Source organism: Streptomyces sp. NPDC107500, from assembly GCF_055582785.1.
On record NZ_JBVJPF010000010.1, the window covers coordinates 153900 to 178919 of the forward strand.

22 protein-coding genes are annotated in these 25020 nt (G+C 72.9%); 14 read left to right on the top strand and 8 right to left on the bottom strand.

Annotation, left to right across the window (positions count from 1 at the left end; all coding sequences use genetic code 11):
• Positions 1–41: 41 nt before the first annotated feature.
• Genes ACZ67M_RS34480 through malQ form a run of 3 tightly spaced genes read left to right on the top strand, consistent with a single transcriptional unit; the run spans position 42 to position 3962 of the window.
• Positions 42–653 carry a GNAT family N-acetyltransferase gene (locus ACZ67M_RS34480; protein ID WP_392239574.1) on the top strand — a complete coding sequence of 204 codons (612 nt, stop codon included), beginning with the start codon at positions 42–44 and terminating at the stop codon, positions 651–653.
• A 3-nt stretch (positions 654–656) separates the two neighbouring features.
• Positions 657–1712, top strand: a complete 1056-nt coding sequence (locus tag ACZ67M_RS34485; RefSeq protein ID WP_392016369.1) for a C45 family autoproteolytic acyltransferase/hydolase — start codon at positions 657–659, stop codon at positions 1710–1712.
• A gap of 51 nt (positions 1713–1763) precedes the next feature.
• Positions 1764–3962, top strand: coding sequence for a 4-alpha-glucanotransferase (gene malQ / locus ACZ67M_RS34490; protein WP_469853963.1), 2199 nt, complete (start codon positions 1764–1766; stop codon positions 3960–3962).
• On the opposite strand, the gene ACZ67M_RS34495 is transcribed toward malQ, so the two are convergent.
• From ACZ67M_RS34495 to ACZ67M_RS34515, 5 genes are all read right to left on the bottom strand, one after another.
• Complete coding sequence (locus ACZ67M_RS34495; RefSeq protein ID WP_469853964.1) at positions 3920–5887, bottom strand: glycosyltransferase; 1968 nt, start codon at positions 5885–5887, stop codon at positions 3920–3922. The two genes, malQ and ACZ67M_RS34495, sit on opposite strands and share 43 nt — an antisense overlap.
• Positions 5884–7068, bottom strand: a complete 1185-nt coding sequence (glgA, locus tag ACZ67M_RS34500; RefSeq protein WP_392016377.1) for a glycogen synthase — start codon at positions 7066–7068, stop codon at positions 5884–5886. Before glgA ends, ACZ67M_RS34495 begins: the two co-directional genes overlap by 4 nt.
• Positions 7068–7955: an HAD family hydrolase gene (locus ACZ67M_RS34505; protein WP_392016380.1), complete on the bottom strand. Its 888-nt coding sequence runs from the start codon at positions 7953–7955 to the stop codon at positions 7068–7070. Before ACZ67M_RS34505 ends, glgA begins: the two co-directional genes overlap by 1 nt.
• Before the next feature lie 31 nt (positions 7956–7986).
• The gene (locus ACZ67M_RS34510; RefSeq protein ID WP_392016383.1) at positions 7987–9432 is read right to left on the bottom strand and encodes a glycogen synthase; all 1446 of its coding nucleotides are present in this window, start codon (positions 9430–9432) and stop codon (positions 7987–7989) included.
• 80 nt (positions 9433–9512) lie between these two features.
• A complete protein-coding gene (locus ACZ67M_RS34515) occupies positions 9513–10583 on the bottom strand; it encodes a glucose-1-phosphate thymidylyltransferase (RefSeq protein ID WP_392016386.1) in 1071 nt (356 codons plus the stop codon).
• A 218-nt stretch (positions 10584–10801) separates the two neighbouring features.
• On the opposite strand from ACZ67M_RS34515, the gene ACZ67M_RS34520 reads away from it, so the two are divergent.
• Complete coding sequence (locus ACZ67M_RS34520) at positions 10802–11815, top strand: LacI family DNA-binding transcriptional regulator (RefSeq protein ID WP_469853965.1); 1014 nt, start codon at positions 10802–10804, stop codon at positions 11813–11815.
• A gap of 78 nt (positions 11816–11893) precedes the next feature.
• On the opposite strand, the gene ACZ67M_RS34525 is transcribed toward ACZ67M_RS34520, so the two are convergent.
• Together ACZ67M_RS34525 and ACZ67M_RS34530 are read right to left on the bottom strand one after the other, a co-directional pair.
• Positions 11894–13393 carry an MFS transporter gene (locus ACZ67M_RS34525; RefSeq protein ID WP_469853966.1) on the bottom strand — a complete coding sequence of 500 codons (1500 nt, stop codon included), beginning with the start codon at positions 13391–13393 and terminating at the stop codon, positions 11894–11896.
• Between the two features lie 46 nt (positions 13394–13439).
• Positions 13440–14207, bottom strand: coding sequence for an NAD-dependent epimerase/dehydratase family protein (locus ACZ67M_RS34530; protein WP_469853967.1), 768 nt, complete (start codon positions 14205–14207; stop codon positions 13440–13442).
• A gap of 486 nt (positions 14208–14693) precedes the next feature.
• On the opposite strand from ACZ67M_RS34530, the gene ACZ67M_RS34535 reads away from it, so the two are divergent.
• Genes ACZ67M_RS34535 through ACZ67M_RS34570 form a run of 8 tightly spaced genes read left to right on the top strand, consistent with a single transcriptional unit; the run spans position 14694 to position 22475 of the window.
• Positions 14694–15701, top strand: coding sequence for a cysteine peptidase family C39 domain-containing protein (locus tag ACZ67M_RS34535; RefSeq protein WP_385800770.1), 1008 nt, complete (start codon positions 14694–14696; stop codon positions 15699–15701).
• A complete protein-coding gene (locus ACZ67M_RS34540; protein WP_392016393.1) occupies positions 15698–16300 on the top strand; it encodes a hypothetical protein in 603 nt (200 codons plus the stop codon). The genes ACZ67M_RS34535 and ACZ67M_RS34540 overlap by 4 nt, the downstream gene beginning before the upstream one ends.
• Positions 16297–17802 (top strand): glycogen synthase, encoded by a 1506-nt coding sequence (locus ACZ67M_RS34545; RefSeq protein WP_469853968.1) that lies wholly within the window; start codon positions 16297–16299, stop codon positions 17800–17802. The genes ACZ67M_RS34540 and ACZ67M_RS34545 overlap by 4 nt, the downstream gene beginning before the upstream one ends.
• A gap of 14 nt (positions 17803–17816) precedes the next feature.
• Positions 17817–18440: a D-sedoheptulose-7-phosphate isomerase gene (locus ACZ67M_RS34550; protein ID WP_361363268.1), complete on the top strand. Its 624-nt coding sequence runs from the start codon at positions 17817–17819 to the stop codon at positions 18438–18440.
• Complete coding sequence (locus ACZ67M_RS34555) at positions 18437–19000, top strand: D-glycero-alpha-D-manno-heptose-1,7-bisphosphate 7-phosphatase (protein ID WP_469853969.1); 564 nt, start codon at positions 18437–18439, stop codon at positions 18998–19000. Before ACZ67M_RS34550 ends, ACZ67M_RS34555 begins: the two co-directional genes overlap by 4 nt.
• 38 nt (positions 19001–19038) lie before the next feature.
• Positions 19039–20169 (top strand): galactose-1-phosphate uridylyltransferase, encoded by a 1131-nt coding sequence (galT, locus tag ACZ67M_RS34560; RefSeq protein WP_361363274.1) that lies wholly within the window; start codon positions 19039–19041, stop codon positions 20167–20169.
• Positions 20170–20190: 21 nt separating this feature from the next.
• Positions 20191–21210 carry a GHMP family kinase ATP-binding protein gene (locus ACZ67M_RS34565; RefSeq protein ID WP_469853970.1) on the top strand — a complete coding sequence of 340 codons (1020 nt, stop codon included), beginning with the start codon at positions 20191–20193 and terminating at the stop codon, positions 21208–21210.
• 11 nt (positions 21211–21221) lie between these two features.
• The gene (locus ACZ67M_RS34570; protein WP_392016401.1) at positions 21222–22475 is read left to right on the top strand and encodes an MFS transporter; all 1254 of its coding nucleotides are present in this window, start codon (positions 21222–21224) and stop codon (positions 22473–22475) included.
• A 48-nt stretch (positions 22476–22523) separates the two neighbouring features.
• Here ACZ67M_RS34570 and ACZ67M_RS34575 read toward each other — a convergent pair whose 3' ends face one another.
• The gene (locus ACZ67M_RS34575; protein WP_361363282.1) at positions 22524–23519 is read right to left on the bottom strand and encodes a helix-turn-helix transcriptional regulator; all 996 of its coding nucleotides are present in this window, start codon (positions 23517–23519) and stop codon (positions 22524–22526) included.
• 134 nt (positions 23520–23653) lie between these two features.
• On the opposite strand from ACZ67M_RS34575, the gene ACZ67M_RS34580 reads away from it, so the two are divergent.
• Positions 23654–23947 carry a hypothetical protein gene (locus ACZ67M_RS34580; protein WP_378807902.1) on the top strand — a complete coding sequence of 98 codons (294 nt, stop codon included), beginning with the start codon at positions 23654–23656 and terminating at the stop codon, positions 23945–23947.
• Between the two features lie 230 nt (positions 23948–24177).
• Entirely contained in the window at positions 24178–24894 is a 717-nt protein-coding gene (locus tag ACZ67M_RS34585; RefSeq protein WP_361363288.1) for a response regulator transcription factor, read from the top strand.
• The last annotated feature ends 126 nt before the right edge of the window (positions 24895–25020 follow it).

Genomic DNA, 25020 nt, shown 5'->3' on the forward strand with positions numbered 1-25020 from the left:
CGCCCGCGCCCGCCCACCCACACCCGCGAGGAAGACCCACCATGAGCTGGACCGAATCCGCGACCGCGACACTGGAGGACGAGCACGTCCTGCTGCGCCCCGTCACCGAGCAGGACCGCGAGGCGCTGCACGCGGTGGCGCTGGACCCCGACATCTGGCGGTACTTCGTCAGCCGGGTCGACACCAGCGAGGACTACCACGCCTTCTTCGACGCGGCACTCGCCGACCAGCTCGCGGGCCGGCGCGCGGTGTTCGTCGTCGTCGACAAGAGCACCGGCCGCGCCGCCGGCAGCATGAGCTTCGGAAACCTGGCCGAAGCCGACCGGCGCCTGGAGATCGGCTGGTCCTGGCTCGGCCGCGACTTCCGGGGCAGGGGAATCAACCGGAGGGCGAAGTTCCTTCTGCTGCGGCACGCCATGGAGGTGCTCGGCGCCGAGCGCGTCGAATTCAAGACCGACGTCCTCAACCAGCAGGCGCGCCGCGCACTCCGCAACATCGGCGCCGTCGAGGAGGGCACGCTGCGCAGCTTCAACTACATGCCCGGCGGCCGTCGCCGCGACGCCGTCTTCTACAGCGTCCTGCGCGCCGAGTGGCCCGGCGTGAAGGAACGGCTCCTGACCGGCGCCGAGCCGGCCCCGGCCCCGGTGGCGTGAGCCGTGCCCACCCAGCCGCTGCCCCGGGTCCGGGCCGCCGGTGACCCGGCCGTCCTCGGCCGCGCCCACGGCCGCGAGCGCGCGCCGGCCCTGAAGGCCTTCCTCGACGACGCGGTGGGCCGGCTCGGACACCTCCTGCCGGGACCCGTCACCCTGACCGGGCTGGCTCCCACGATCGCCGCGTACCGCACGGCCATCGAGGACGCCCTGCCCGACCTCGCGGCGGAGACCGAGGGGCTCGCCGAGGGGGCCGGCCTGAGCCCCACCGAGGCGTACCTGCTGCAACTGCGCCGCGAGATCCTCGGCTACCGCAAGGTGCCGACCCTCGGCGACTGCACCACCTACGCCCGCTCCGGCAGCGCCGCCCGCGGGCTGCCCGTGCTCGCCCAGACCGTCGACCTCAACGGGAACCTCGACGACCAGATCACCGTCCTGGACCTCGCCCCCTCGGGAACGGGCCGCCGGTCCCTGCTGCTCAGTTTCGGCGGACTGCTCGGCTACCTCGGCCTCAACAGCTCCGGGCTGGCCGTCGGGATCAACCTCGTCCTCGGCGGGACCTGGCAGCCCGGAGTCCCGCCCTACCTGGCCGTCCGCCACCTGCTCGACCGCGCCGACACCGTGGACGAGGCCCTCGCACTGCTGCGGGCCCTGCCGCTGGCCAGCTCCCGCTGCCTCACCCTGTGCGATCCCGAACGAGCCGTCTGGGCCGAACACCTCCAGGGCGACTGGCGGTTCCACGACGCCCCCGAAACCACCCACACCAACCACTTCCTGCACCCGGACCTCGCCGCCCGCGACGAGATCAACGTCTTCGCACGCCGCTCCTCGGAGAAACGGCTGCGGGCGTGCCGGACGCGGCTGGCCACGCTGCCGGCCGACGCGTCCGCCGAAGACCACTTCGAGGTCCTGTCGCAGGCTCCGCTGTGCGTCGCCGACAACGGTGACATCAGACGGGAACGCACGGTCGCCGCGGCCGTGATGTTCCCCTCGCGCGGCGAACTGCACCTGCGTCCGGGCGACCCCTCCCGCCACCCCACCCAGGTGTTCGCACTGCGCTGACCGCCGCGCGATCCGTGACCGCTTCCCTTCCCGCCGACGTGGAGTACACCCGTGACCGATGCCAGCAGCTCTCGCACCCCGTCGCAGGACCTGGTGGAACTCGCCCGTGCCCACGGTGTCGACACGTCGTACACCACGTGGGACGGCCGGCGCGTCCGCGTGCCCGCCACCACCCTGACCGACGTGCTCGCCGCACTCGACGTGAACGCCGCCACCCCCGAGCTCGTGCGCTCCGCTCTCGAGCGGGCCCGGCGGGAGAGGGAGCTGCGGCTGCTCCCGCCGTGCGTGGTGACGCGGCCCGGCAGGCCCGCCACGCTCGACGCCGCCGGCAGCGCGCAGGTGTGGATCGAGCTGGAGGACGGCGGCCGGTGCGAGGTCCCCGCCGCGGGCACCGCCCCGGGCAGGCGCACCCTGCCCGCCACGCTTCCCCCCGGCTACCACACCGTGCACCTGCGGACCGGCGGGCGAGCCGCCACGGCGCCGCTCATATCGGCCCCAGACCGGACCGGGCCGCTGCCCGAACGCGCCTGGGGCTTCACCACGCAGCTCTACTCGGTCCTCTCCCGGCGTTCCTGGGGCATGGGGGACCTCGCCGACCTCGCGGAACTCGCCGGCTGGTCCGGCCGCAGCCTGGGCGCGGGCTTCGTGCTGGTCAACCCCCTGCACACGATGCTGCCGGCCGCGACCGCCGGACACTCGCCCTACTGGCCCTCCTCCCGCCGCTATCCCGACCCGGTCCACCTGCGGGTGGCGGCGGTCCCGGAGTTCACCCGGCTCCAGGGCGCCGACCGCCTGCGCGCCCGCGAACTGGTCCAGGCGGGCGAGGAGTTGCGGGAGCGGGTGCTCACCGGCAGTGCCCTGATCGACCGCGACGCCGTGTGGGACGCGAAACGGCAGGTCCTGGCCCTGGTTCACCGCGTGCGGCGCGGCCCCCGGCGGCAGGCGGCCTACGAGCGGTTCATCCGCGAGGAGGGGCGGCGGCTCACCGACTTCGCGACGTACCGCGCGCTGGCCGACGAGCACGGAGCGGACTGGCGGCAGTGGCCCGCCCCGCTGCGCGACCCCGGCGGCGCGGCCGTCGAACGGGCGCGCCGGGAGCTGACCGCCGAGGTGGAGTTCCACCGCTGGCTGGCCTGGGTGACCGACGAGCAGCTGCGGGCGGCGCAGAGCGTGGCCAGGAACGCCGGGATGAGCGTGGGCATCGTGCACGACCTGGCGGTCGGCGCGCACCCCGGCGGCGCCGACACCTGGATGTACCGGGACTTCTTCGCCGCCGACGTCACGGTCGGCGCGCCCCCGGACGCCTTCACGGCACAGGGGCAGGACTGGCAGCAGCCGCCCTGGCGGCCCGACCGGCTCGCCGAGGCCGGCTACGCGCCCCTCGCCGAGATGCTGCGCGGGGTGATGCGGCACGCCGGGGCCGTGCGGATGGACCACGTGCTCGGCCTGTTCCGCCTGTGGTGGGTCCCCAAGGGCCGGCCGCTCGGTGAGGGCGCCTACGTCCGCTACGACCACGAGGCGATGCTGGCCGTGCTGGCCCTGGAGGCTCAGCGAGCCGGCGTGCACGTGATCGGTGAGGACCTGGGCACCGTCGAGGACGGTGTCCGCGAGCAGCTCGTCGACCGGGGCGTGCTGGGTACGTCGGTGCTCTGGCTCGAGAAGGACGGGCAGGGCGGTCCCCTCGCCGCGGAGCAGTGGCGCACCGCGTGCCTGGCCACCCTCACCACCCACGACCTGCCCAGTACGGCCGCCCGGCTCAGCGGCGACGACCTGGCGCTGCGTCACCGCCTGGGCATGCTGACGGGGCCGCTGGACCAGGAGCGTCGTGCCGCGGCCGACGAGGTCGAGAGGTGGCGGGGGGAACTGCGCCGGGCCGGCCTGAGCCGTACCGGCCCGCAGGGCGCGGAGCCGCCCGCGCCGCTGGACGCCGAGGCCCTGCACGCCTATCTGGCGCGTACCCCGGCACGCCTGCTCGGCGTGTGGCTGCCGGACACGGTGGGCGATCTGCGGGCGCAGAACCTGCCCGGCACCCTGGACGAACACCCCAACTGGCAGCACGTCATCGCGGACGGCGACGGCAGACCGGTCTCACTGGAGCAGATCGCGACGGCATCCGGCGTCCGACGGCTGACCGGCGCGCTGCGTGAGACGCGGCCCGGACGCCCGGCACCGGCCGTCCGCGGTCACCGCCGGGAACGGCCGGCCGCTCACGCCGTCGCGGTGCCGGCCGGTGCCGCGACCTCCCAGTGAGAGCGACCGCCCGTCAAGGTGACCAGCAGGGCGACACCCGCGGCCGGAGCCTCGCCGGGAAAGGTCCCGGTGAAGCCGTCGCGGGCGGGCCGCAGGGCATGGGCGCGCAGGGCGCCGTCCGCCGACCGCTCGGGGACGTACGCCGTCACCCGCAGGGCGTCGGCGCACTCCAGCCGTACGCTCCACCCGCCGGCCCGCACATCGAGACCCGCCCGGACGACCGGACCGGCCTGCGGCGGGTGGCGCCGACCGGTCGCCTGCCGCGGCGGATCGGCGGACCCGGCGGCGAAGAGGGCGCCGAAGTGGGCACTGCGCCGAGCGGCACTGCGCTCCCACGTCAACCGGCGTGCGGTGCGGCGCGCGTTGCCGGACAGCCGTGCGTACTCCCCGGGCTCGTCGGTGAAGAGGCGGATGGCCTGCCGGAAGCGGTCCGTGAGCGCCCGGGCGAGCAGCGGATCGTCCTCCTCGAAGGAGCGGTCGACGGCGAAGCCGGTCGCGTCCGGCGCGCGGAAGTCGTGGGCGTGCCCGAAGTGGCGGGTGCCGTACTGGGCCGTGGCGATCGGCACCGCGCCGCAGGCCATCGCCTCGCCCTGGGCGATCAGGAACGTGTCCAGCTCGTACTTGGAGGGGAAGACGCAGTAGTCGGCGACCGACGCCTCGGCGAACAGCGTGTCCTCGTCCGCCATGTCCCAGGCCAGGCGCACCGACCCGGGGTACGCGTCGGCGACCTTCTGGAAGTACGGGTCGGTGTCCGAGGCGGTGGCGCAGCGCAGCAGGAAGTTCGCCCGGCGCCCCTCGCCCAGGACGCTCTCGATGGCGCGGACCATCTCCAACTGGCCCTTGTGGTGCGGGTCGTAGCGGGCCGCGTGGTAGAAGACCGGCAGCGCGGGGTCCAGCCCGAGCCCGTTGAGCACGCCGTCCCTGTCGATGGCCCCCGGGTCCCGGGCGAGCCAGGTGTCGGAGACCGCGCAGCCTCCCACGAACGCCTTGTGCGCGTTGCGCTCCGTGACCCGGGCGACGGTCAGGCGGCGGTACCGCGGAGCGAAGGGCGTGGCCTCGAACCCGGTGTAGAAGGTCCGCTGGCCCTCGCAGAGGAAGTCGATGCCGTCCGCGTGGTCGCCGACCAGGGAGAAGAAGCTGATCTGCCGTTCGTGGCGCGGCGGGTGGTCGAGTCCGGTGGCGGTCAGGTGTGCCCGCATCGCGCACTCCAGGACCCCGTCCCGCTCCGGCGGGTCGGCATACTCGTCCAGGTCCACGCGCGCTCCGAGGGACGCCAGCGCCGCGCTCACCTGGGGACCGTACACGCCGGTGTTCACCGGATGGTTGGTCGCGACCGCGCTGACCACCCGCTTGAGCCGATCACCGGTGAACGCGGCCGGCACCAGGTAGTGGAGCAACGGCTCGTGGGCGTGGACCACCGCGGGCCGGTCCGCGAAACGGGATCTGACGAACCTGATGCCGGCCAGCTGGAAGGCCAGTGGTTTGCAGAACTCCAGGCGCCGGCCCTCGTCCGCGGCGACGGGATAGAACGTCTCCGGGTAGGCGTCGAGGAACGCGTCGGAGAGGAAGTACAGGTCGACGCCGTCCTTGCGGACGTGCAGGGCCCGTGTCGTGAGCCGGGGCGCCGGGGAGCCCCAGGACGGGGACCACGCCGCCGGGTCGAGGCGCAGCGGCAGGGTATGGGTGTCCGCATGGCCGGTGTCCCGCGCGCCGTACCGCCGCCGCAGGTGGCTGGCCTGCCCGTGGGCCGGGGTGACGATGCTGACGCGGTGTCCCGCACGGGCCAGGGACAGCGCGGAGTTCCACACCAGGGACGCCGTGCCGCTGCGCATCAGCCTGCGGTCGAAGGAACAGGCCTCGTAGGCGAAGGCGATGACGTCCACGGGCGCGTCGGCCGGCCCGGCGCCGTGCGGCGGGCCGTTCACGCGACCGCCTCGTAGACGCGCCGGACCTGCTCGGCCACGGACGGCCAGGAGAAGGCGGTGACGACCCTTTCCCGGCCGGCCCTCCCGAACCGGCGCGCGGCGCCGGGGTCGTCGACGAGGTGGTTCACCCGGGCGGCGATCTCCTTGGCGAAGACCTCGGGCACCTCCGGCTCCCCGTGCCGTCCGGCGTCCGGCTCCAGGGGGACCAGCAGGCCGGTCTCCCCCTCGACGACGACTTCGGGGATGCCGCCCGTCGCCGTGGCCACGACGGCGGTGCCGCACGCCATCGCCTCCAGGTTCACGATGCCCATCGGCTCGTATATGGAGGGGCAGACGAACACCTGCGCCCTCGTCATCAGTTGCCGCAGGGCGGGGCGCGGGAAGTCACCGCCGATCCACGTGACATGTCTGCCGGATGCCCGCAGCCGGTCCACGCCCAGCCCGAACCGGTGCCGCTGCTCGGGTGTGTCCGAGGCCTGGGCGACGATGACGAGCTGGGCGTCGCGGCTGAAGTACTCGGCCGCCCGCAGCAGATGGCCCAGCCCCTTCTGCCGGGTGATACGGGCGACGCAGGCGATGACGGGCCGGTCCGGGCGGATGCCGAGGCCGTCGAGGAGGGAGGTGTCGTGGTCGGGCGCGAACTCCTCGGTGTCGATGCCGTTGTAGACGACCGAGACACGGGCGGGGTCCACCCGCGGGTAGGTCCGCACGATGTCTTCGGCCATCGCCCGCGAGACCGCGATGACCCGGTCGGCGCCCGCGAACGCCGTCTCCTCCATGAAGGACGACAGCCGGTAGCCGCCCGAGAGCTGCTCCGCCTTCCACGGGCGCATCGGCTCCAGGCTGTGCGCGGTGGCCACGTGCGGGACGCCGTGCAGGACCTGCGCGAGGTGGCCCGCGAAGTTCGCGTACCAGGTGTGGCTGTGCACGAGGGACGTGCCCCGCACCGCGTCCGACATGGACAGGTTCACGGCCATCGCCTGGAGCGCGGAGTTGGCGTCCACCAGGCCCTCGGCGGCCCGGTGGGCGACGACCCCCGACTCGGCGCGGGAGTCGTCGCCGTAGCAGTGCACCCGCACGTCCACCAGGTGCCGCAGGTGCCGCGTGAGCTGGTCCACGTGCACTCCGGCACCGCCGTACACGAAGGGCGGGTACTCGCGGGTGAGCAGGTCGACGCGCATCAGTGACGGGCTCCTTGGTCGAGTATCCGCTCGAGGACCTCCGCCACGCCGTCGTCGTCGTTGGCGGGCGCGATCTCGTCCGCCACGGCCTTCAGGTCGGGATGGGCGTTGGCCATCGCCACCGCGTGGCCCGACCAGCGCAGCAGCGGGATGTCGTTGGGCATGTCTCCGAAGGCGATCACGTCCTCCGCGGTGAGGCCGAGGGACCGGGCCACCCGGGCGAGCCCGGTCGACTTGTCGAAACCGGCGGGCAGCAGCTCCACGATGCCCGGCCCGGCGTGGACGACGTTGAGGCCCGGCCCGGCACATCGCAGCGCGGCCTCGGTCAGGGCGCCGTCGTCCAGGGTGCGGTGGCGCAGCAGCACCTTGTCCACGGGACGGTCCCACAGCCCGGCGGCGCCGACCGTGCGGTAGGGGGCGAGTTCGCGCTCGTCGCCCCGGCAGAACCCGTCGGAGACGACGAACTCCGCGTCCTCTCCCGAGGTGACCACGGCGAGATCGAGCGGCCCGACCCGCGCGGTCAGCCGGCGCAGCGCCGCCCGCGCCGCCGCGCTGTCGAGGACGGTGGCGGACAGCAGCGCCCTGCGGCCCGCGTCGTAGACCTGCGCGCCCTGGCCGCACACGGCGAGGCCCCGGTAGCCCAGGGCGGCGAAGAGCGGCAGGCATCCGCGGGCCGGGCGGCCGGTGACGATGACGTGCTCGGCACCCGCGCCGCGGACCCGGCGCAGGGCGGCGCGGGTCCTGGAGGAGACGGTGGCGTCGCCCCGCAGGAGGGTGCCGTCGAGATCCGTGGCCACGAGGCGGTAGCGCGGGTGGGGCCGGTCGTGCGGGCCGCCGGGGCGGGCCGGCGCCAGAGCGGTGCCGGCCCCCTGGACGGTGTCGTGCATGGCTGGGCCTTCCTGTTTCGGGTGGTCGGGCTCAGGCGGCCCGGGGGAGCCGGGCGTACAGCTCGGCGTACTCCCGTGCCGTGACGGCCCACGACCAGTCCTGCGCCATGACGCGGCGGCGCACGACGCTCAGCTCCTGCGGCCGCTCCCGCATCCACCGCAGGGCGTCCAGGAGTGTCGTGCGCACGGACTGCGCCGTGTGCTCGGGGATCACGAGCCCGCCGCCGTCCGGGTGCGTGCGCAGATCGCTGACGGTGTCGCACAGACCGCCCACCGGGCTGACCACCGGCAGGGTGCCGTACCGGTAGGCGATGAGCTGGTTGAGGCCGCACGGCTCGGTGCGCGAGGGCATGACCGTCAGATCGGCGCCGGCGTACACCAGCCACGCCGTGTCCTGGTCGAACTGGGGGACGTAGCCCACCATGCCGGGCGCCTCGGCGCGCAGCCGCTCCAGTTGTGCGCGCAGTCCGTCCGTGCTCGGGCCGACCAGGACGAGCTGGACGCGACGCTCGCGCAGCAGCGGGGCGAGCGCGTCCAGGAGCAGGTCGCTGCCCTTCTCGGGAACGACGCGGGAGCAGACGCCGACGACGGGCAGTCCGTCGTCCTCGGCGAGTTCCATGTGCTTCTGGAGGGCCTGCTTGTTGAGGCGCTTGCCCTCGTCGACGGTGGTGCCGTCATAGGGGACGGTGCAGCGGCCCAGCGCGGCCGGGTCCCACAGGGTGCCGTCGACGCCGAAGACGATGCCCGTCGTGTTCCGCCGCACCAGGGCGTCTCCCACGGGGGTCCCCGCGAACTCCTCCATGAGTTCGTAGGCGTAGGTGGGGCTGCACGTCACCGCCGTGTCGGCGGCCAGCAGGCCGAGGAGGAAGAGGCTGGGGTCGTCCCCGGCGCACTCCTCCAGTCGGGCGACCTGCGTCTCGGGCAGGCCCAGACCGCCCGGTTCGAGGCGCTGGAGGCGGCCCTGGTAGAGGGCGTTGTGGATGGTCAGCACCTGGCTGAGGTCCGGGAAGCGCTCCCGCAGGTGGGCCATGGCGGCGCCGGACTGCCAGTCGTTGCCGTGGACGACGTCGTAGGAGTGGCCGGTGCGCTCCAGCCATTCGGCGACGCACCAGCCGAAGAACGCCGCCCGGCGGGTCTCGTCGGTGAACGCGGTGTAGTTGGCGTCCCGGTAGATGCTGTGCCGGTCGTACCAGGCGTCGGCGCGGACCAGGTAGATCTCGCAGGTTCCGCCGTGTCCGAGGAGCCGGTGCACCTGGGCGCCGGAGCGGATCCCGCCGATCTCCCGCTCGGGCAGCTCCAGGACGACCTCGGTGGCCAGGCCGCGGGGCTCGACGAGCCAGGGGTAGTACGGCAGGACCAGGTCGTGCTGGATGCCGCGCCGTGTCTGGAGCGTGGCGGGCAGCGCGTTGCTCGTCAGGGCCAGACCGCCTTCGGCGAACAGCGGCGCGTACTCCTGGGTGATGTAGAGGCACTTCAAGGTCAGAACTCCGAGACGCCCGAAGGCAGAGGTGGTGGCGCCGGTGTGGCCCGGCGATGACCGAAGGCGGCGCGGGCCGGTCAGCTCGCGAGGGTGATCCGGGTGTGGTCGCCGAGGACCAGGTGGTGGTTGCCGCCGGCGCGCGCGGACCGGACCGAGGTGTGGCGGCCGATCAGCGACGCGGTGATCGCGGGCACGTCGCGGACGGTGGAGCCCAGCAGCACGATGGAGGACTCGATGTCGCTGCCGGTGATCTCGCAGTCCTCCGCGATGGAGGTGTGCGGGCCGATCCGGGAGCCGACGACCACGGAGCCGGACCCGATGACGACGGGCCCCACGATGCGCGAGCGGACGACGCGGGCGCCGGGCGCCACCCGGACCTGACCGGTGAGCACGCTGTCGTCGTCGACCTCGCCGACGGCCGCGTGGTCGGCGACGAGCGAGTCGAGGACGTGCCGGTTGACGTCCAGCATGTCGGCGACGTTGCCGGTGTCGCGCCAGTAGCCGGTGCTGACGGTGGAGCGCACGTCGCGCCCCTCCTCGATGAGCCACTGGATCGCGTGGGTGATCTCCAGCTCCCCGCGAGCCGACGGCTTGATCTCGCGGATGCCGTCGTGGATCGCGGAGGTGAACAGGTAGACGCCCATGACCGCCAGGTCGCTCCTGGGCGTTCGCGGCTTCTCCTCCAGGGAGACGACACGTCCTTCGGCGTCGAGCTCGGCGACACCGAAGGACGTGGGGTCGGCCACCGGGGTCAGGAGGATCTGCGCGGCCGGGCGCTGCCTGCGGAATTCGTCCGCGAAATGAGCGACCCCTCCGCCGACGAAGTTGTCGCCGAGATACATCAGGAAATCGTCGTCGCCCAGGAATTCCTGCGAGACGAGTACCGCGTGGGCCAGCCCGAGAGGTTCTTCCTGGCATATGTAGGTCACGTCGAGGCCGAAATCCGAGCCGTCGCCGACCGATTCCTTGATGTCGTCGGCGCGCGGACCGATCACCACGCCGACTTCGGTGATCCGGGCTGCCGCGAGGGCCTCCAACGCGTAGAAGAGGACGGGTCTGTTGGCGACCGGGACAAGCTGCTTGGCTCCCGTGTGCGTGACCGGGCGCAGTCGGCTCCCGGTTCCCGCAGCAAGCACCAGCGCCTTCATTTCTCCCCCAGCGATGAATTCTGGTCAATTTACCGGTGCACAGTTCTAGATTAGTTCCAGGGAGTGTGCAAGCGGCTCCAAGGGCGGAGGATTCGGGCAATCCGTATTCATTGCACTGTTTCCCGTTGGCCCTTTGTCCTCGATTTCAAGCCGGTCTGTAGTCGAATTCAAGCACTATAGTGTGGCTCTATTGCATCTCGTCCTGTTAACGTCTGGACATGTCAATACGCCTTGCCGATGTGGCCGACCGAACGGGTGTGAGTGCGGCCACCGTCAGCCGTGTTCTGAACGGCCGTCCAGGTGTCGCGCAGGCGACCCGCACGCTGGTTCTGGGAACCGTGGAGAACCTGGGCGGCGGGCCCGCGCCGGTCCGGGCGGCGCGGGGTGCGATGGTGGGTGTCGTCGCCGAGGACGGCGGCTCGGCGGGCGGTTCCTCGATGGCCGACCACGTGCTGACGGCCCTTCACCGGCGCGGTCTGCTGCCTGTGTTGTCGGCCCAGGCCCATGGAGCGCCGAGGGCGGAGCCGGCCTCCCGCACCCTGCTGTCGCACGGTGCCTCGGGGCTCGTCTTCATCGGCGGCGACCACGCGGACACCGCTGCGGGCCGCGTTTTCTTCCGGGCCCTGCGGGAGGACGACGTGCCTCATGTCCTGGTGGGCGGCGCCGCCTTTCCGGACCGGTCCGCACGTATTTCCCAGGATGAGGAATGGGGGATGGGAAAAGCGGTCAGCCAGCTCTCCGAGCTGGGTCACGCGCGCATCGGCATGATCTGCGGAGCGTCACGGTCCGCCATGTCGCGGCGCAGGCGCGAGGCTTTCCTCTCGGCACTGCGCTCGCTCGGCGTCCCCGCGTCGGAGGCGGGCACCCGGATCGAGCACGTCCACGACTCCGACGGCGCCGGTGCCCACGCCGCGCACCTCCTGATCGGGGGCGGCTGCACGGCCCTCGTCTGCGACGGCGACTCCCTGGCGCTGGGCGCCCTGAGGGCGGCGCGGTCGCGGTCGCTCACCGTCCCGGACGACCTCTCCCTGGTGGTCGTCGGCGACTCCGCGACCGCGCGTCACGTGGTCCCGTCACTGACGGCCGTCAGTCCCCCGGAGGAGAAGATGGCGGAGGCCGCCGCCGACGCCCTGATGCTGGCCGTCGGCGGAACCCCGCTCACCTCGCTGGAGCTGTTCTTCCAGCCGGACCTCATCATCCGCGAATCCACCGGCCCGGCACCGTCGTTCTGATCCGGTCCCACCGTGCGCCCGCCCGCCTCGTGAGGGCGCCCGCCCAGTGAGAGCGCCGGCCTCACTCCGCGTCGGCGCTCACCGTCGGCGTCCTGGACGCGGCGCCCCGCGACGCTTCGGCCCCGCTCCGTCGAATCGGGGGCCGGCCGGGGACGCCGCCCCGGGCAGCCACACCGCCGTCGCCACGAGCGCCAGCAGCACCGGCACCACGGCGGCGAGGATCGCCGTGCGGTAGCCCTCCAGGAGGGCGTCGCCCGAGGTGCCGGTGGCCGAACCGGCGAGCGTGGTCAGGATGGCGAGGCCGAAGGCCGCCCCGATCTTCTGCGCGGTGGTGAGCACCCCGGACGCGGAGCCGGCGTCGCGCTCGTCCAGGTCACTGGTGCCGCTGACGGTGAAGGTCACGAAGACCAGTCCGCCGCCCAGCCCCACCAGGCACTCCGGGCCGAGCAGTTCGGTCCAGTAGGCGCCGCCGGAGATCCCGTACATCCAGAGCAGACCGGCCGCGAACAGCAGGAGGCCGGTCGTCATCACGGCCCGCTGGCTCATGCGCCGCAGCAGCCAACCGGCCATGGTGGACGAGATGGTGACGGTCAGGATGATGGGAACGATCGCCAGACCGGCGGCGAGCGCCGAGTAGCCGAGGACCTGCTGGGTGTAGAGGCTCAGGAAGAAGATCACCGGCCCGATGGCCATGTTGATCAGAGCGGCGACCACGTTGGCGCCGCGCAGCGCCCGGTGCCGGAAGATGCGCAGCGGCAGCAGGGGATCGGCGCTCGTGCGCTGGCGCAGTACGAACAGCACGAGCAGCAGGCCGGCCGCGGCGCCCAGCCCCAGGGTGCGGGCCGAGAGCCAGCCGGCCCCCTGCGCGCCCACGAGCACGTAGACCATCAGCGTCATACCGCCGGACACCAGCGCGCCGCTGACGACGTCGAAGCGCCCCCGACGGCCGGGACGCGCACCGGCGGGCAGCAGGCGCGGCGCGGCCAGCGCGGCGAGTCCGGCCAGCGGGACGTTGACGAGGAAGGTCGACTGCCAGCCGAAGACGTCGGTCAGCAGCCCGCCGGCGAAGTACCCGGCGGAGCCTCCGGTGGCGGCGACGGCCCCGAGAACGGCCAGGGCCTTGTTGCGCCGGGCCCTCTCCTCGGTCGTCCGGTCGGGGAAGACCACCATGAGCAGGGCCAGCGCGGTGGGCGATATGACGGCCGCGGCCAGGCCCTGCACGGCGCGGGCCGCCACCAGCACCGGGGCGGAGGTGGCCAGGCCGCCGGCCAGGGAGGCCGCGGCGAAGACGACCAGCGCGGCCGTGAAGACCGAGCGGCGGCCCAGCATGTCGCCGAGCCGGCCGCCCAGCAGGAGGAATCCGCCGAAGGCGAGGATGTAGGCGTTCGCGATCCACGACAACTCGGCGAGCGTCGTGCCGAGTTCGCGTTTGACCGACGGAAGCGCGACCTCCACGATCGCCGAATCCAGGTTGAGCAGGAAGTGGGCGGCGACGAGGAGGGCCAGCGCGGCGGCCGGGCGGACGGCCGGGGCCGCCGGCCGCGGTCGGGTCTCGGAGGGCAGGTCTGTCAGAGTCACGCTTGTTCCCAGGCCGGGGCGCGTGGCGGCCGTGTCGGGGGACCGGTCAGTGCGGCCACGCGCCGTGGGCCGCGACCCTGGACGCGTAGTGGGGCACGTAGCGGTCGAGCAGCGCCCGGTAGTCCTCGTACTGGAGTTCGCTTCCGATGTCGGGAAGCAGGTCGTGCAGTTTCCGGACCGAGACCTGGTGATCGCTGCCGAACTCCACGTACTCACGGTCGGGACGGCGTCCGAGAAGATCCGCGATGTGGGTGGTGATGTCGTCCATCGGCACGGCGGTGCCGGACGCGACGTTGATCGTGTCACCGGCCACGCCCGAAGCCAACAGCGCGTCGATGATGTGCATGAAGTGGCGGATATCCAGCAGATCCCGGCGAGTGTGCACGAAAATCCGGGCCGTGCCGCTCTCGACCTGGCGCACCATGGCCGGAACCAGTTGGTGACTGGCCTGATGCCGCCCCACCAGGTGGCTGAGGCGGAGGATGAGCCACGAGCACCCCGACTCCCTCACGAGCCGCTCCATAGCGAGTTTGTGGTGACCGTAGGGCGAGGTCGGATGCGGGCAGTCCTCCCTGCCGGAACAGCCCGGGCCGCTGTAGACGCCCGCCGACGCCGTGGAGAAGAAGACGAGGGTCCGGCCCGTCTCCCTGCACCGCCGCGCGACATCCACGACGAGCCGCGCCTCCCGTGCGAAGACCTCCTCGTCGCTCAGCCCGACCCGCGACACACCGGCGGCCAACGCCACGGCGTGCGGGTGCCGGTGGGCCAGGGCGCGCAGATGACGCGAGAGGAAACCGCTCCCGATGATCTCCATCGGCTCAGCCCGCCACGGGCGCGAAGGGGCCGCGCGGCGTCGGCGGACTCCACCGGAAGAGCCCCGAGGCACACCGTGCGAACACCGGTATCCGGCCGGGGTCATGAGATCGAGGCATGGCAACACCCTTGTCGTGGTGGTCGGTCGTCCGCGGCGGCGAGCGCCCCCGCCCGCGCCGACGTCCGGTCGGCACCGTGCCCCACAGGACAGCCGGCACCCGCGCGGCCGTCGGCGCAGCGACGGTCATCGTCCTGCGGTGGCGGCGGTGCCGTCGGCCCCAAACGCCCTGCTCGAACGGGCAGTCGACGCCCGGCCATGGACATGTGGTCATGGCCGAACGAGGCGATTGTCCGCGGGGCCCGGCCGCTCCTAGGGTCCTGAGCCGTCAGACACCACCACCCCGGGAACCTCGCCCCGGGGCGGCCTCATCTCGCGTTCGGCCCGCGCATTCGCGTCCGACGACACGGCCTACCTCTGGGGGTACGGGTGACCCAGGCACCCCTGTTCACCGATTCGAGTTGCTACCACGCCGCGTTCGCGGCCCTGCTGCACGCGGCCGAGCCGCACGCCGACCCCTTCCTCGTGCTGGGCAACAACGCCGCGACCGCGGCCCGCCTCGCGGACGACGGCCTCCTCCGGTTCAGCGACCCCTTGGAGCCCTTGACGTCGACGTTCACCCGCCACGGTTACGAACTCCGTCAGCACCCCGTCACCAGCGAGCGGGAGTGGCAGGCCGCCCTGGACGCGCTGAGCACCACGCCGGCCATCGCCATCGCCGCGGACGCCTTCCACCTGCCGCACTACTGGGTCGGCCACCGCACCAGCCACGCCCTGCACGTCGTCGTCCTGCGCGACTACGACGAGGCCACCGGCACGGTGCGGCTGCTCGACCCCGGCGAGGTCGTCTTCCACGACGAGCGGGTGCCGGTCGACCAGCTCACCCCCGCCATGTGCGAGGGCCGGGCCGGCCAGGCCTGGATGCGGCTCGTCCCCCTGCCGGACCGCCGACCCGCCCGCCCGGACGCCGGCTCCCTGCTGGACCTCTCCCGGGCGCTGTCGGGCACCGGCAGCGCGTGGATGAGCGGCACGAGCCTGGTCCAGGCCCTCCACAGCGACCTGGACGTGTACCTGGACGCGGTGGGCAACCGGCCACGGGCCGCGGACGGCACCCAGCAGGACTGGGGCCTGGGCCCCTGGCTGCTGCTGGGCCTGTGGTGGTACCACCACACCCTGCGCTGGCTCGCCGGCCACCTCGGCACCCTGGCCGCGGACGGCACCCTCGCCGGACGCGGCGACCTCATCGAAGCCGTCGACCGCGCCTCACGCGACCTGCTCGTCGTACGCAACCTGATGATGCGCCTCGGAGTCATGGCCGCCGACGACAAGCGCACCGCCACCTTCCGCGGACAACTGCGCCCCCGGCTGGAACTCGCCCGGGACAACCTGGCCGCGGCCGGTACGGCCCTGGCGACCCTCGCGGAGGAGAAGCGGTGAGCACCCCGACCATCCCGGCGGGCGCCCTGCGCGTCGACCTGGCCCCGCACCGCAACAACGCCGCCTTCCTGGCGCCCGGAGTCGAACCGGCCGACGGCTTCGACGGATTCGGCCGCGCCTACCCGGCAGCCGAACTCGGCGACTCCGCCGCCCTGCTGGGCCTGCCCGACGACCTCGGTCACGGCGCCGCCGACAACGTCGCCTGCGAGGGCCAGATCCTCGACCTCGGCGAAACCCTCGTGCTCCGCGGCATCGACGTCGTGGGGGCCGGATCCGGCGGCACGGTCAGCGAGACCCTGCTCCTGCACCCCGGACCGCACGACGGCGACCCGGTCACCGAGGCCCGCGTCGAACTGAGCGACTTCCTCTCCCGGCGCCCCGTCTTCGACGACACCTGCTTCGCCCGCAGCTCCTACCTGTACGACGTCGGCGGGCGCCCCGAAACCGGCGCCGAGCCGCGGCTGTGGCGCTCCGCGGTCCGCTTCACCGAAGCGGTGCCCTGCACCCGTCTCACCCTGCCCGTCAACCCGGACCTGCACATCGTGGGCGTCTGGCTGCTCCCCGCGGTGAGCGGCCCGGAAGCGGTGACGATCCGGTGAGATGCCTCTACCTGACCCAGGAACTCGCCCCCTACTTCATGGAAGGCGGGCTCGGCCAGACCGCCCGCGCCCTGCCGGCCGCGCTGGAACGCGAACACGGCATCGTCCACGACCTGGTCGTCCCCTACTACCCCTGGCTCGTCGAGCGGCACTCCCTGCGCACCGAACGCGTCTGGCAGGGCCCCGCCGTCACCGTCGGCGGAGTGTCCGCGCCGGTCCGCGTCGAGCGGCTCCTCGACAGCCCCGGCGCGGGTGAGGTCTACCTCGTCCGCGCGGACCACTGGTACGACCGCGACGGCATCTACCGCGACGCGCGTTACGTGGAGTTCGCCGACGCGGTCGCCCGCGCCGCGTACTTCGGTGCCTGCGTCGCCCAGTGGGTGGCCGCCACGGGCAGCCGGTACGACATCGTGCACGGGAACGACTGGCAGTCCGGTCCCGCCCTGGCCCACCTGCGGGAACTGCGCGCCACCGGCTCCGGACCGGCCCTGCTGGTCAACGTGCACAACGCCGAGTACCCCGGACGCGTCGGCCCGGGACAACTCCGCGGCCTGGGCCTGCCCCCCGTCTGGCAGGAGACGCTGGCCGGATACGGCGGCCAGGCCGGCCTGCTGCTCCTGGGCGTCCTCGCCGCCGACGCCGCCACCACCGGCAGCCCGACGTACGCCGAGGAACTGCGCGCGCGCACCGGCACCGCGCTCGGCTCGGCGCTGGGCACCCTGCCCCTGACCGGAATCGTCGCCGGCATCGACACCCGGCTCTGGCAGCCCGCGGCTCCCGGCCGGCCCACCGAGCCCTACGACGCGGCGACCGTGGAAGAGGGCAAGGCGGCCAACAAGGCACTCCTGCAACGGCGTCTCGGCCTCGCCGAGGACCCCGGGGTCCCCCTCTTCGGCGTCTGCTCGCGCCTGGTGCCGGAAAAGGGCGTCGACCTGCTTCTAGAGGCGGCAGCCCCCCTGGTCCGCGACGGCTCGGCGCAGCTCGTGGTGGTCGGCCAGGGCGACACCGCCCTGGTGCGCGCCCTGACCTCGCTCACCGAACGGGCGTCCACCGCCGTGAGCCACGTCCCCGCCTTCGACCAGGACCTCGCCTGGCTCACGTACGCGGGCGCCGACTTCACGCTCATGCCCTCCCGGGTGGAACCCTGCGGCCTCAACCAGCTCATCGCCATGACCTACGGCTGCGTGCCCGTCGTCAGCGACGTGGGCGGACTGCGGGACACCGTCACCGACCTGGCGGCCGACCCGGCCGCCGGCACCGGCTTCGTCCTGCCGGAGCCGACCGCCGACGCCGTGCGCCGCACCATGCTCCGCGCCGCCCGATGGCTGGCCGGCCCGGCCCACCAGGTCCGGGACGTGCGGCGCCGCGCCATGACCCAGGACTGGTCCTGGGCCCGGTCCGCCCGCGACACCGCCACCCTCTACGCGCGAACGGCGGCCACCCCGCGCCCGGCCGTACGGACCGTCACCACGCTCGCCGCCACGACGGCGGCACACTACTGAACGGGGTACCGACCATGTCCGAGCCCATGGACCGCCAGCACGAGATCCGCGCCTACCTCACCCGGCTCAGCAGAGCCGTCGAGCAGGTCTCCACCACCGACCTGGTGTGGGTGGCGGAAACCCTCGAACGGGCCTACACCCAGAGCCGCACCCTCTACCTCTGCGGCAACGGCGGCAGCGCCGCCACCGCCTCGCACCTGGCCGTCGACCTGTCCAAGAACACCCGCGTGCCGGGCCGGCCCCCCGTGCGGACCATGTCCCTGGTCGACCACGTGCCCTCGCTGACCGCCTGGGCCAACGACGTCAGCTACGACGAGGTCTTCACCGGCCAGCTCGCCGGCCTCGCCGAACCCGGCGACGTCGTCATCGCCATCACCACCAGCGGCAACTCGCCCAACGTGCTGCACGCCCTGCGCTACGCACGGGCCCACGGCATCACCACCGTCGGGCTCCTCGGCCCCGACGGGGGACGGGCACGCGACCTCTGCGACGCCTACGTCCTCGCTCCCGCCGACTCGATCGAGGAACAGGAAGACGTCCACATGGCGCTGGCGCACATACTGACCCGGCACATGAAGGCGTACGTCCGTACCGACCGGGAGGAGCTGGCCGCGGCGGGCGCGGCCGCCGGGGTATGACCGGGCGGGCGGCCGTCTTCCTCGACCGGGACGGCACGGTGACCGAGCCGCGGCACTATCCGGCCCGCCCCGCCGACCTGGTGCTGGCACCCGGAGTGGGCCCCGCCCTGCGCCGGCTCCAGAAGCAGGGCCGGCTGCTGGTGCTCGTCACCAACCAGTCCGGCCTGGCCCGCGGCCTGTTCTCGCTGCGCACCCTCGACGCCATGCACCGCCACCTGCGGACCCTGCTCACCGCCCACGACGTGCACCTCGACGGCATTTACGTCTGCCCGCACCACCCGGACGGAGCCGTCGAGGGGCTGTCGTTCCGCTGCGCGTGCCGCAAGCCGAACGCCGGGCTCCTCGTGGACTCGGCCGGGGAACTGGACATCGACCTCGCCTCCTCGTGGATGGTCGGCGACTTCGCCTCGGACGTCGAGGCCGGCCGCCGCGCCGGATGCCGCACCGCCTGGATCGGCCCGGCCGCCACCACGCAGACCGAACCGCCCGGCCCCGAGCCGACGCTGCGCACCGCGACCGCCGCCGAAGCGCTCCACCACATAGCCCGGCTGCGCAGTTGAGCACGCGTCCCCCGAGGCGCCAGACCGATCGGACACCCATGTCACTGCCTCACCGAACCAGCGCCACACTCGCCGACGGACGCGAGATCCACTTCTACGACGACGAAGCCGGCCGGGAACACAAGGTCGTCGACAACCGGGTGCTGCCACCCGTGGAGTCCGGCGCCGAGATGCGGTGGGACCCGACCACGGAGGAGTGGGTGGTCATGGCCGCCCACCGCAGGGCCCGGTCGGCCCACACCACCGCGGCCTGCCCCCTGTGCCCCACCTCGGACGGCACCGCGACGGAGATACCCGCGGGCGACTACGACGTCGCCGTCTTCGAGAACCGCTACCCGGCCCTGGGCACCACCGGCGGCGCCGGCGACCCGCCGCACACCGGCGGCTCCCTCACCCTGCCCGCCTCCGGCCGCTGCGAGGTCATGGTCTTCGGGAGCGAACACGACACCTCCCTGGCCCGGTTGCCCGAGCGGCGGATCCGCACCGTCATCGACGCCTGGGCCGACCGGACGACCGCCCTCAACGCCCTCCCGGACGTCGAACAAGTGGTGTGCTTCGAGAACCACGGCAGCGCGATCGGCGCGACCCTCGCCCACCCGCACGGACAGATCTACGCCTACCCGTTCGTCCCCAGCCGCTTCGAGCGGATGCAGCGCGCCTCCCGCCACGCCCACGCACGCGGCGCGGGCTGCGTCTTCTGCTCCGTGCTCGACGCGGAACTCACGGCGGGCCGCCGCGTCGTAGCCCGCTCCCGCCACTGGACCGCGTTCGTCCCGCACGCGGCGCGCTGGCCCTACGAGGTCCACCTCTACGCCAACCGGCACGTCCCCGACCTCGCGGCCCTCACCGCGGACGAACGCGCCGACCTGGCCGCCTCCTACCGGTCGCTGCTGCGCCGCTTCGAGACCGTCACCGAGTCGCCGCTGCCGTACATGGCGCTGTGGATCCAGGCCCCCGCCCGCGGCGAGAGAGGCCACAGCCACCTGCACGCCCAGGTGTTCTCCGACCGCGCCACACCACTCAAGCCCAAGCGGCTGGCCGCCGGAGAACTCGGCGCGGGCACCTTCATCAGCGAAGTGGAGCCGGAACAGGCCGCCGCCGCCCTGCGCGCCACCGACACCTGGCCCCTCAGCGACCCCCTGCCCACCCAGCCCACCGCGGCTGCCTGAGCCCCGACCGAGGAACCCAACGTGTGGATCAGCAGCGCCCCCCTGCGCATCTCCCTGGCCGGCGGCGGCACCGACGTCCCCGGCTACGCCAGCCGGTTCGGCGGCCTCGTCCTGGGCGCCACCACCGACCTCAGGGTGACCGTCGTAGGCCGCCCGGCCGGCACCCACCGCCACATACGCGCCTGCCTCGACGAGTGCAGCAGCAGCGCCGGCGCCGGGATCACCAACCCCTTCGCCCGGGAGGCACTGAGCCGCCACTGGGACGGCAGCCCGCTGGACCTCGCCTCGTTCGCCGACGTGCCCGGCGGCAGCGGACTCGGCAGCTCCTCCGCCTTCAGCGTGGCCCTCGTCGCCGGCCTGGAGGGCGGCGCGCTCACCCAGGACCAGGCCGCCGAGGCGGCCAGCTCGATCGAGATGCACGGCCTGGGCCGCCCGGTGGGCAGGCAGGACCAGTACCTGTCCGCACACGGCGGATTCCGGACCATCGACTTCCACCGCGACGGCACCGTGGCCGTCGAAGAGGTCCCCGTCGACGAGGAGTTCGTCCGCCGCCTCGACGAGGAACTCCTCCTCTTCTTCACCGGCCGCACCCGCGACGCCGGCGAGGTGCTCGGTGAGCAGAACGCACGGGTCGCCCACAGCGACCGCGACGCGGAACGCCGCCTGCACGCCATCAAGGCACTGACCCCGCTCGCCCTCGACGCACTCAAGAACAACGACGCGACCGCCCTCGGCCAAGTCCTGGGAGCCCACTGGGAACTGAAGCGGCACCTCGGCTCCAGGGTCTCTCTACCGAGCGTCGAGCGCGCCTACGCCGACGCGCTCGACGCCGGAGCCAGCGGTGGCAAACTGCTGGGGGCCGGCGGGGGAGGCTACTTCCTCGTGCACAGCCGGGCCGCCTGCCGGGACCAGGTCCGCACCGCCATGGCCACCCACGGCTTCACAGAACAGCCGTTCCGCTTCGACACCCGCGGGGTCCGGGTCACCTCCGTAGACCCCGCCGGCCAGCCCACACGCCTTCCCACCCGCCCCCCGCTCTGACTGGAGTCCCTATGTTCGCCCCGTACCGTCGACTGTTCTCCGCGAAGGGGGTCGTCGGCTTCAGCAGTATGGGCTTCCTGGCACGGCTGGCCCTGTCCATGTCCGGCGTCGGCACCGTCGTGATGATCGCCTCGCTGCGTGACTCCTACGCCCTGGCCGGAGCCGTCACCGGAGCCTCACTGGCCACCACCCTGCTGACCATCCCGCTGCTGGGCCGGCTCGTCGACCGCTACGGGCAGGCACGCGTCGCCGTCCCCGCCGCGGTCTGGTCGGCAGCCATGTCCGCCGCCCTGCTGCTATGCCTGTCGCTGGACGCGCCGACCTGGACGCTGTTCGCCACGAACATCCTGTCGGCCACCGCACCCAACGTGGGCGGCATGGCCCGCGCCCGATGGGCCGAGATCTACGACAACGACGCCGACTCCATGCACGTGGCCAACTCCTTCGAACAGGTCCTGGACGAGGTCTGCTTCATCCTCGGCCCCATCCTCGCCGTCGCCCTCGCCACCGGCGTCTCCCCGGAGGCCGGCCGCCTCGCCGCCCTCGTATTGACCCTGGTCGGCACCGTGCTGTTCGCCGTGCAGCGCGGCACCGAACCGCCGGTGCAGCCGGCCGACCCGTCCGGCCGCAAGGCCCCGCTGCGCAACCGCGGACTCCAGGTCATGATGCTGGTCTTCCTGTTCACCGGCTCCATCTTCGGCTCGCTGGAGATGGTGACGGTCGCCTTCACCGACTCCATCGGCCACAAGCCCGTGGCCGGAACCGTCCTGGCACTGCAAGCGATCGGATCCGCCGTCGCCGGCATGCTGTTCGGCATGGTCACCCTGCGCGGCACGGGAGTCTCCCGGTTCCTGACCGGGGTCACCGCCATGGCGGTACTGATGCTGCCGCTGAACCTCGCCGGCGGCCTGTGGTCCCTCGCACCGCTGATGTTCATCGCCGGCATGGCCACCTCGCCCACCATGATCACCGGCATGGGCCTGGTGCAGGAACTGATCCCCCGCTCGCAGATCAACGAGGGCATGACCCTCGCCGTCACCAGCCTCCTGGGCGGCATCTCCCTGGGCGGTATGGCGGCAGGCTGGACGGTCGAGCGGTTCGGCGCGGACTCCGGCTACGCCCTGCCCGCCGCCGCGGCCGCACTCGCCGTGCTGGTCGCCGTCGCCGGCTCGGCATGGCTGCGCCGAGAGGTCGCCGCCAACACCCCGGCCGAGGACAGTACGCCCCGCGCTCCGGAGCGCGTCACGGTCGGCCAGGAGGCCTGACCTCGACGAGAACGCCGGGCGGCCCGCCCCCGCGGGGGCCGCCCGGACCTACAGCGAGGCGTCCGACGGCAGCCAGCCGTTCTGCACCGCGAGCGCACCGGCCTGGAAACGGCTGCGCGCACCCAGACGCTCCATCATGTCGTTGGCCACCCGACGAGCCGTACGCGGTGAGACACCCAGCCGCTTGGCGATCGACTCGTCCGTCATCCCCCGGTACAGCGAGGTGAGCACCTCCCGCTCCTGCGCACTCAACCCCGACTCGTCCCGCCGCCCCGCCTCACCCAGGTCGACCGCGGACGCCCACACCCCGTCGAAGAGGGCGCACAGGGCCGTCAGCGTGCCCTGGCCGGTCAGCAGCACGGCGGCCTCGCACGAAGCCTCGGCACGCACGGGAATCACCGCGCTCTCCCGGTCCACGATGACCATGCGCACCGGCAGCGACGGGGCGGTGCGGACCTGCCCGCCGCGCTCCGCCAGCCACTCCGCGTACTCCACGGTGTGCGGGCTGTTGCGCACGCTGTCCAGATAGACGGTCCGCATCCGGACCCCGCGGCCCAGCAACTCACCGTCCAGCGGCTTGGCGGCCCGCAGACTCTCCGGAGTGTGCGCGCCGTTGGGAGCGAGCGTCATGACCTCCGCACGCACCCGGTGCGTCAGCACCGCCAGCTTCTCCCTGATCTGGTCGATCCCGGTGAGATGCTCCACGTTCGGCTGCCCCGCCGACGAACCCTGCTCCGCGAACTGCGCGATCAACTGCGCCGCGGCCGCACGGGAGGCCTCCACCCGCTGCTGCTGCGCGGCCAACTCCGCCTGCTGCCGGGCCAGGAGGATCTCCATCCCCAGCTCCGGGCCGACCGCACGCAACCCCTGCGCGTGCGGGGAACGCACCAGCGACAGCTCGTGCAGCCGGTCCAGCGACGACCTGATGTCCCGCTCCGGCATCCCGAGGGCCTCGGCCAGCTCGGCCACCCCCTTGCCCGGGTGCGCGAGCATCGCCCGGTACACCTCCTCGGCCGATGCGTCCAACCCCAGCAAACCGAGCATCAGAGCCTCCGCGATTCAGACTTGAAGGATCACGGCGGACGGCTGCGACTGCCGAGGGACTCTTGCGGTCGTTGCCGGATCCGTCCATGAGGAGCTACTTGCCGGCCGTGACCAGCTCAAGGATCGTCGCCTGCATGCATCTAGTACATGTACAGCTGCGCTCGAACGATGATCGGGCGCCCCTGGACCACGCGCCCGCGCACCTCATGGCCTACGCGGAACCGGGCGACGGACTGGAGCACGTCAGCGTGGCCCGGCACGAATCAGGGCGCCACACGCTCGGCCTGTTCTTCTCCTCGACCGCCCTCGCCGACGCGGAGCACACGGCCCTGCGGCTGATGCTGCGCGCCCTGCGCTCCGACGCGTTCGCGGGCTGCGCCGTCGAACGCTGCGAAGCCGCCCTGGTCACCAGCCCTCTCGCCTACTAGGGCCTGTCTGACACTTCCCGTCGTCGCCCGCGAGGCAGACGGGAAGTGTCAGACAGGCCCTAGAGCGGCCTCAACCGGCCAGTGCCGGATCCGGCCCGCCCGACGGACTTCCGCCGCCGTCCCGCCCGCCGAAAACTGGACGTCAACCCTGCCGGTCGAGAAGAGCCGCGAAGCCGACGTGAGCCATGCTCCGCCGGTTCCCCCTCTCCGTTGATGAGAAAGCCGCCTGGATGCTGGAGACACTGCCCTCACTGTCCGCCCTCCCCGCCGACTCTCTCCGGGAAGCGGACCAAGCCGCCCTGGACGCCGGACACCGGGACGGCCGAAGGAACGTAGCCCTGCTCGTCGCCGGCCCCGTGATCGTCGCCGGACTCGAAGCACTCCTGAGCAGGACACCCGGCATCGGCACCGTGCTGCAACTCGACCCCGACACGCTGCACACGCCCTACGGACCCGGAAGCCTCGACGTCGTGATCGTCACGTCCGACCAGTGGCACCTCCTGGGGGACGCCCAGGACGACAAGGCCCACCCGCTGCCCCCCGTCCTGGTGGTCGGCGACCCCGTGCAGGACCGCCGCGCGGACTTCGGTGACCTGCCCGGCGACGGATTCCTGTCCCTGACCGACCTCTCGCAGGACGGGCTGGCCAACGCGATCGAACGCACCCTCGCCGGCGAGGTGCCCATGCCCCCCAAGCTGGCCAGGGAACTGCTGAGCATGCACCGCATCCAGATCCCCCAGGCCCACGCACGCGTCACCACCCTCACCCCCCGGGAGAACGAGACCCTCCAGCTCATGGCCAGCGGCATGAGCAACAAGCAGATAGCCCGCGCCCTGACCATCTCCACTCACGGGGCGAAGCGCCTGGTCGGCTCCGTGCTGGCCAAGTTCGACGCCCCCAACCGCACGGCGGCCGTGGTCAGCGCCGTCAACGCCGGCCTGGTGTGACGGGCGGTCGCCGCGTGCGGGCGCGTGACGAAGGGCCGACCGGCGACGGTCCGGTCGAAGCCCGGCAAGGCACAGCCATGTGCGCACCCATCCACCGACACGCACCCGAGAGGGCGACAGGAGACA

Bases quoted from the DNA above. Each gene is read 5' to 3' on its own strand.
- ACZ67M_RS34570 (WP_392016401.1), top strand. From the start codon at position 21,222: ATGTTCGCCCCGTACCGTCGACTGTTCTCCGCGAAGGGGGTCGTCGGC.
- ACZ67M_RS34585 (WP_361363288.1), top strand. From the start codon at position 24,178: ATGCTGGAGACACTGCCCTCACTGTCCGCCCTCCCCGCCGACTCTCTC.
- ACZ67M_RS34555 (WP_469853969.1), top strand. From the start codon at position 18,437: ATGACCGGGCGGGCGGCCGTCTTCCTCGACCGGGACGGCACGGTGACC.
- ACZ67M_RS34515 (WP_392016386.1), bottom strand. From the start codon at position 10,583: ATGAAGGCGCTGGTGCTTGCTGCGGGAACCGGGAGCCGACTGCGCCCG.
- galT (WP_361363274.1), top strand. From the start codon at position 19,039: ATGTCACTGCCTCACCGAACCAGCGCCACACTCGCCGACGGACGCGAG.
- ACZ67M_RS34575 (WP_361363282.1), bottom strand. From the start codon at position 23,519: ATGCTCGGTTTGCTGGGGTTGGACGCATCGGCCGAGGAGGTGTACCGG.
- ACZ67M_RS34505 (WP_392016380.1), bottom strand. From the start codon at position 7,955: ATGCACGACACCGTCCAGGGGGCCGGCACCGCTCTGGCGCCGGCCCGC.
- ACZ67M_RS34580 (WP_378807902.1), top strand. From the start codon at position 23,654: ATGCATCTAGTACATGTACAGCTGCGCTCGAACGATGATCGGGCGCCC.
- glgA (WP_392016377.1), bottom strand. From the start codon at position 7,068: ATGCGCGTCGACCTGCTCACCCGCGAGTACCCGCCCTTCGTGTACGGC.
- ACZ67M_RS34520 (WP_469853965.1), top strand. From the start codon at position 10,802: ATGTCAATACGCCTTGCCGATGTGGCCGACCGAACGGGTGTGAGTGCG.
- ACZ67M_RS34530 (WP_469853967.1), bottom strand. From the start codon at position 14,207: ATGGAGATCATCGGGAGCGGTTTCCTCTCGCGTCATCTGCGCGCCCTG.
- ACZ67M_RS34550 (WP_361363268.1), top strand. From the start codon at position 17,817: ATGTCCGAGCCCATGGACCGCCAGCACGAGATCCGCGCCTACCTCACC.
- ACZ67M_RS34480 (WP_392239574.1), top strand. From the start codon at position 42: ATGAGCTGGACCGAATCCGCGACCGCGACACTGGAGGACGAGCACGTC.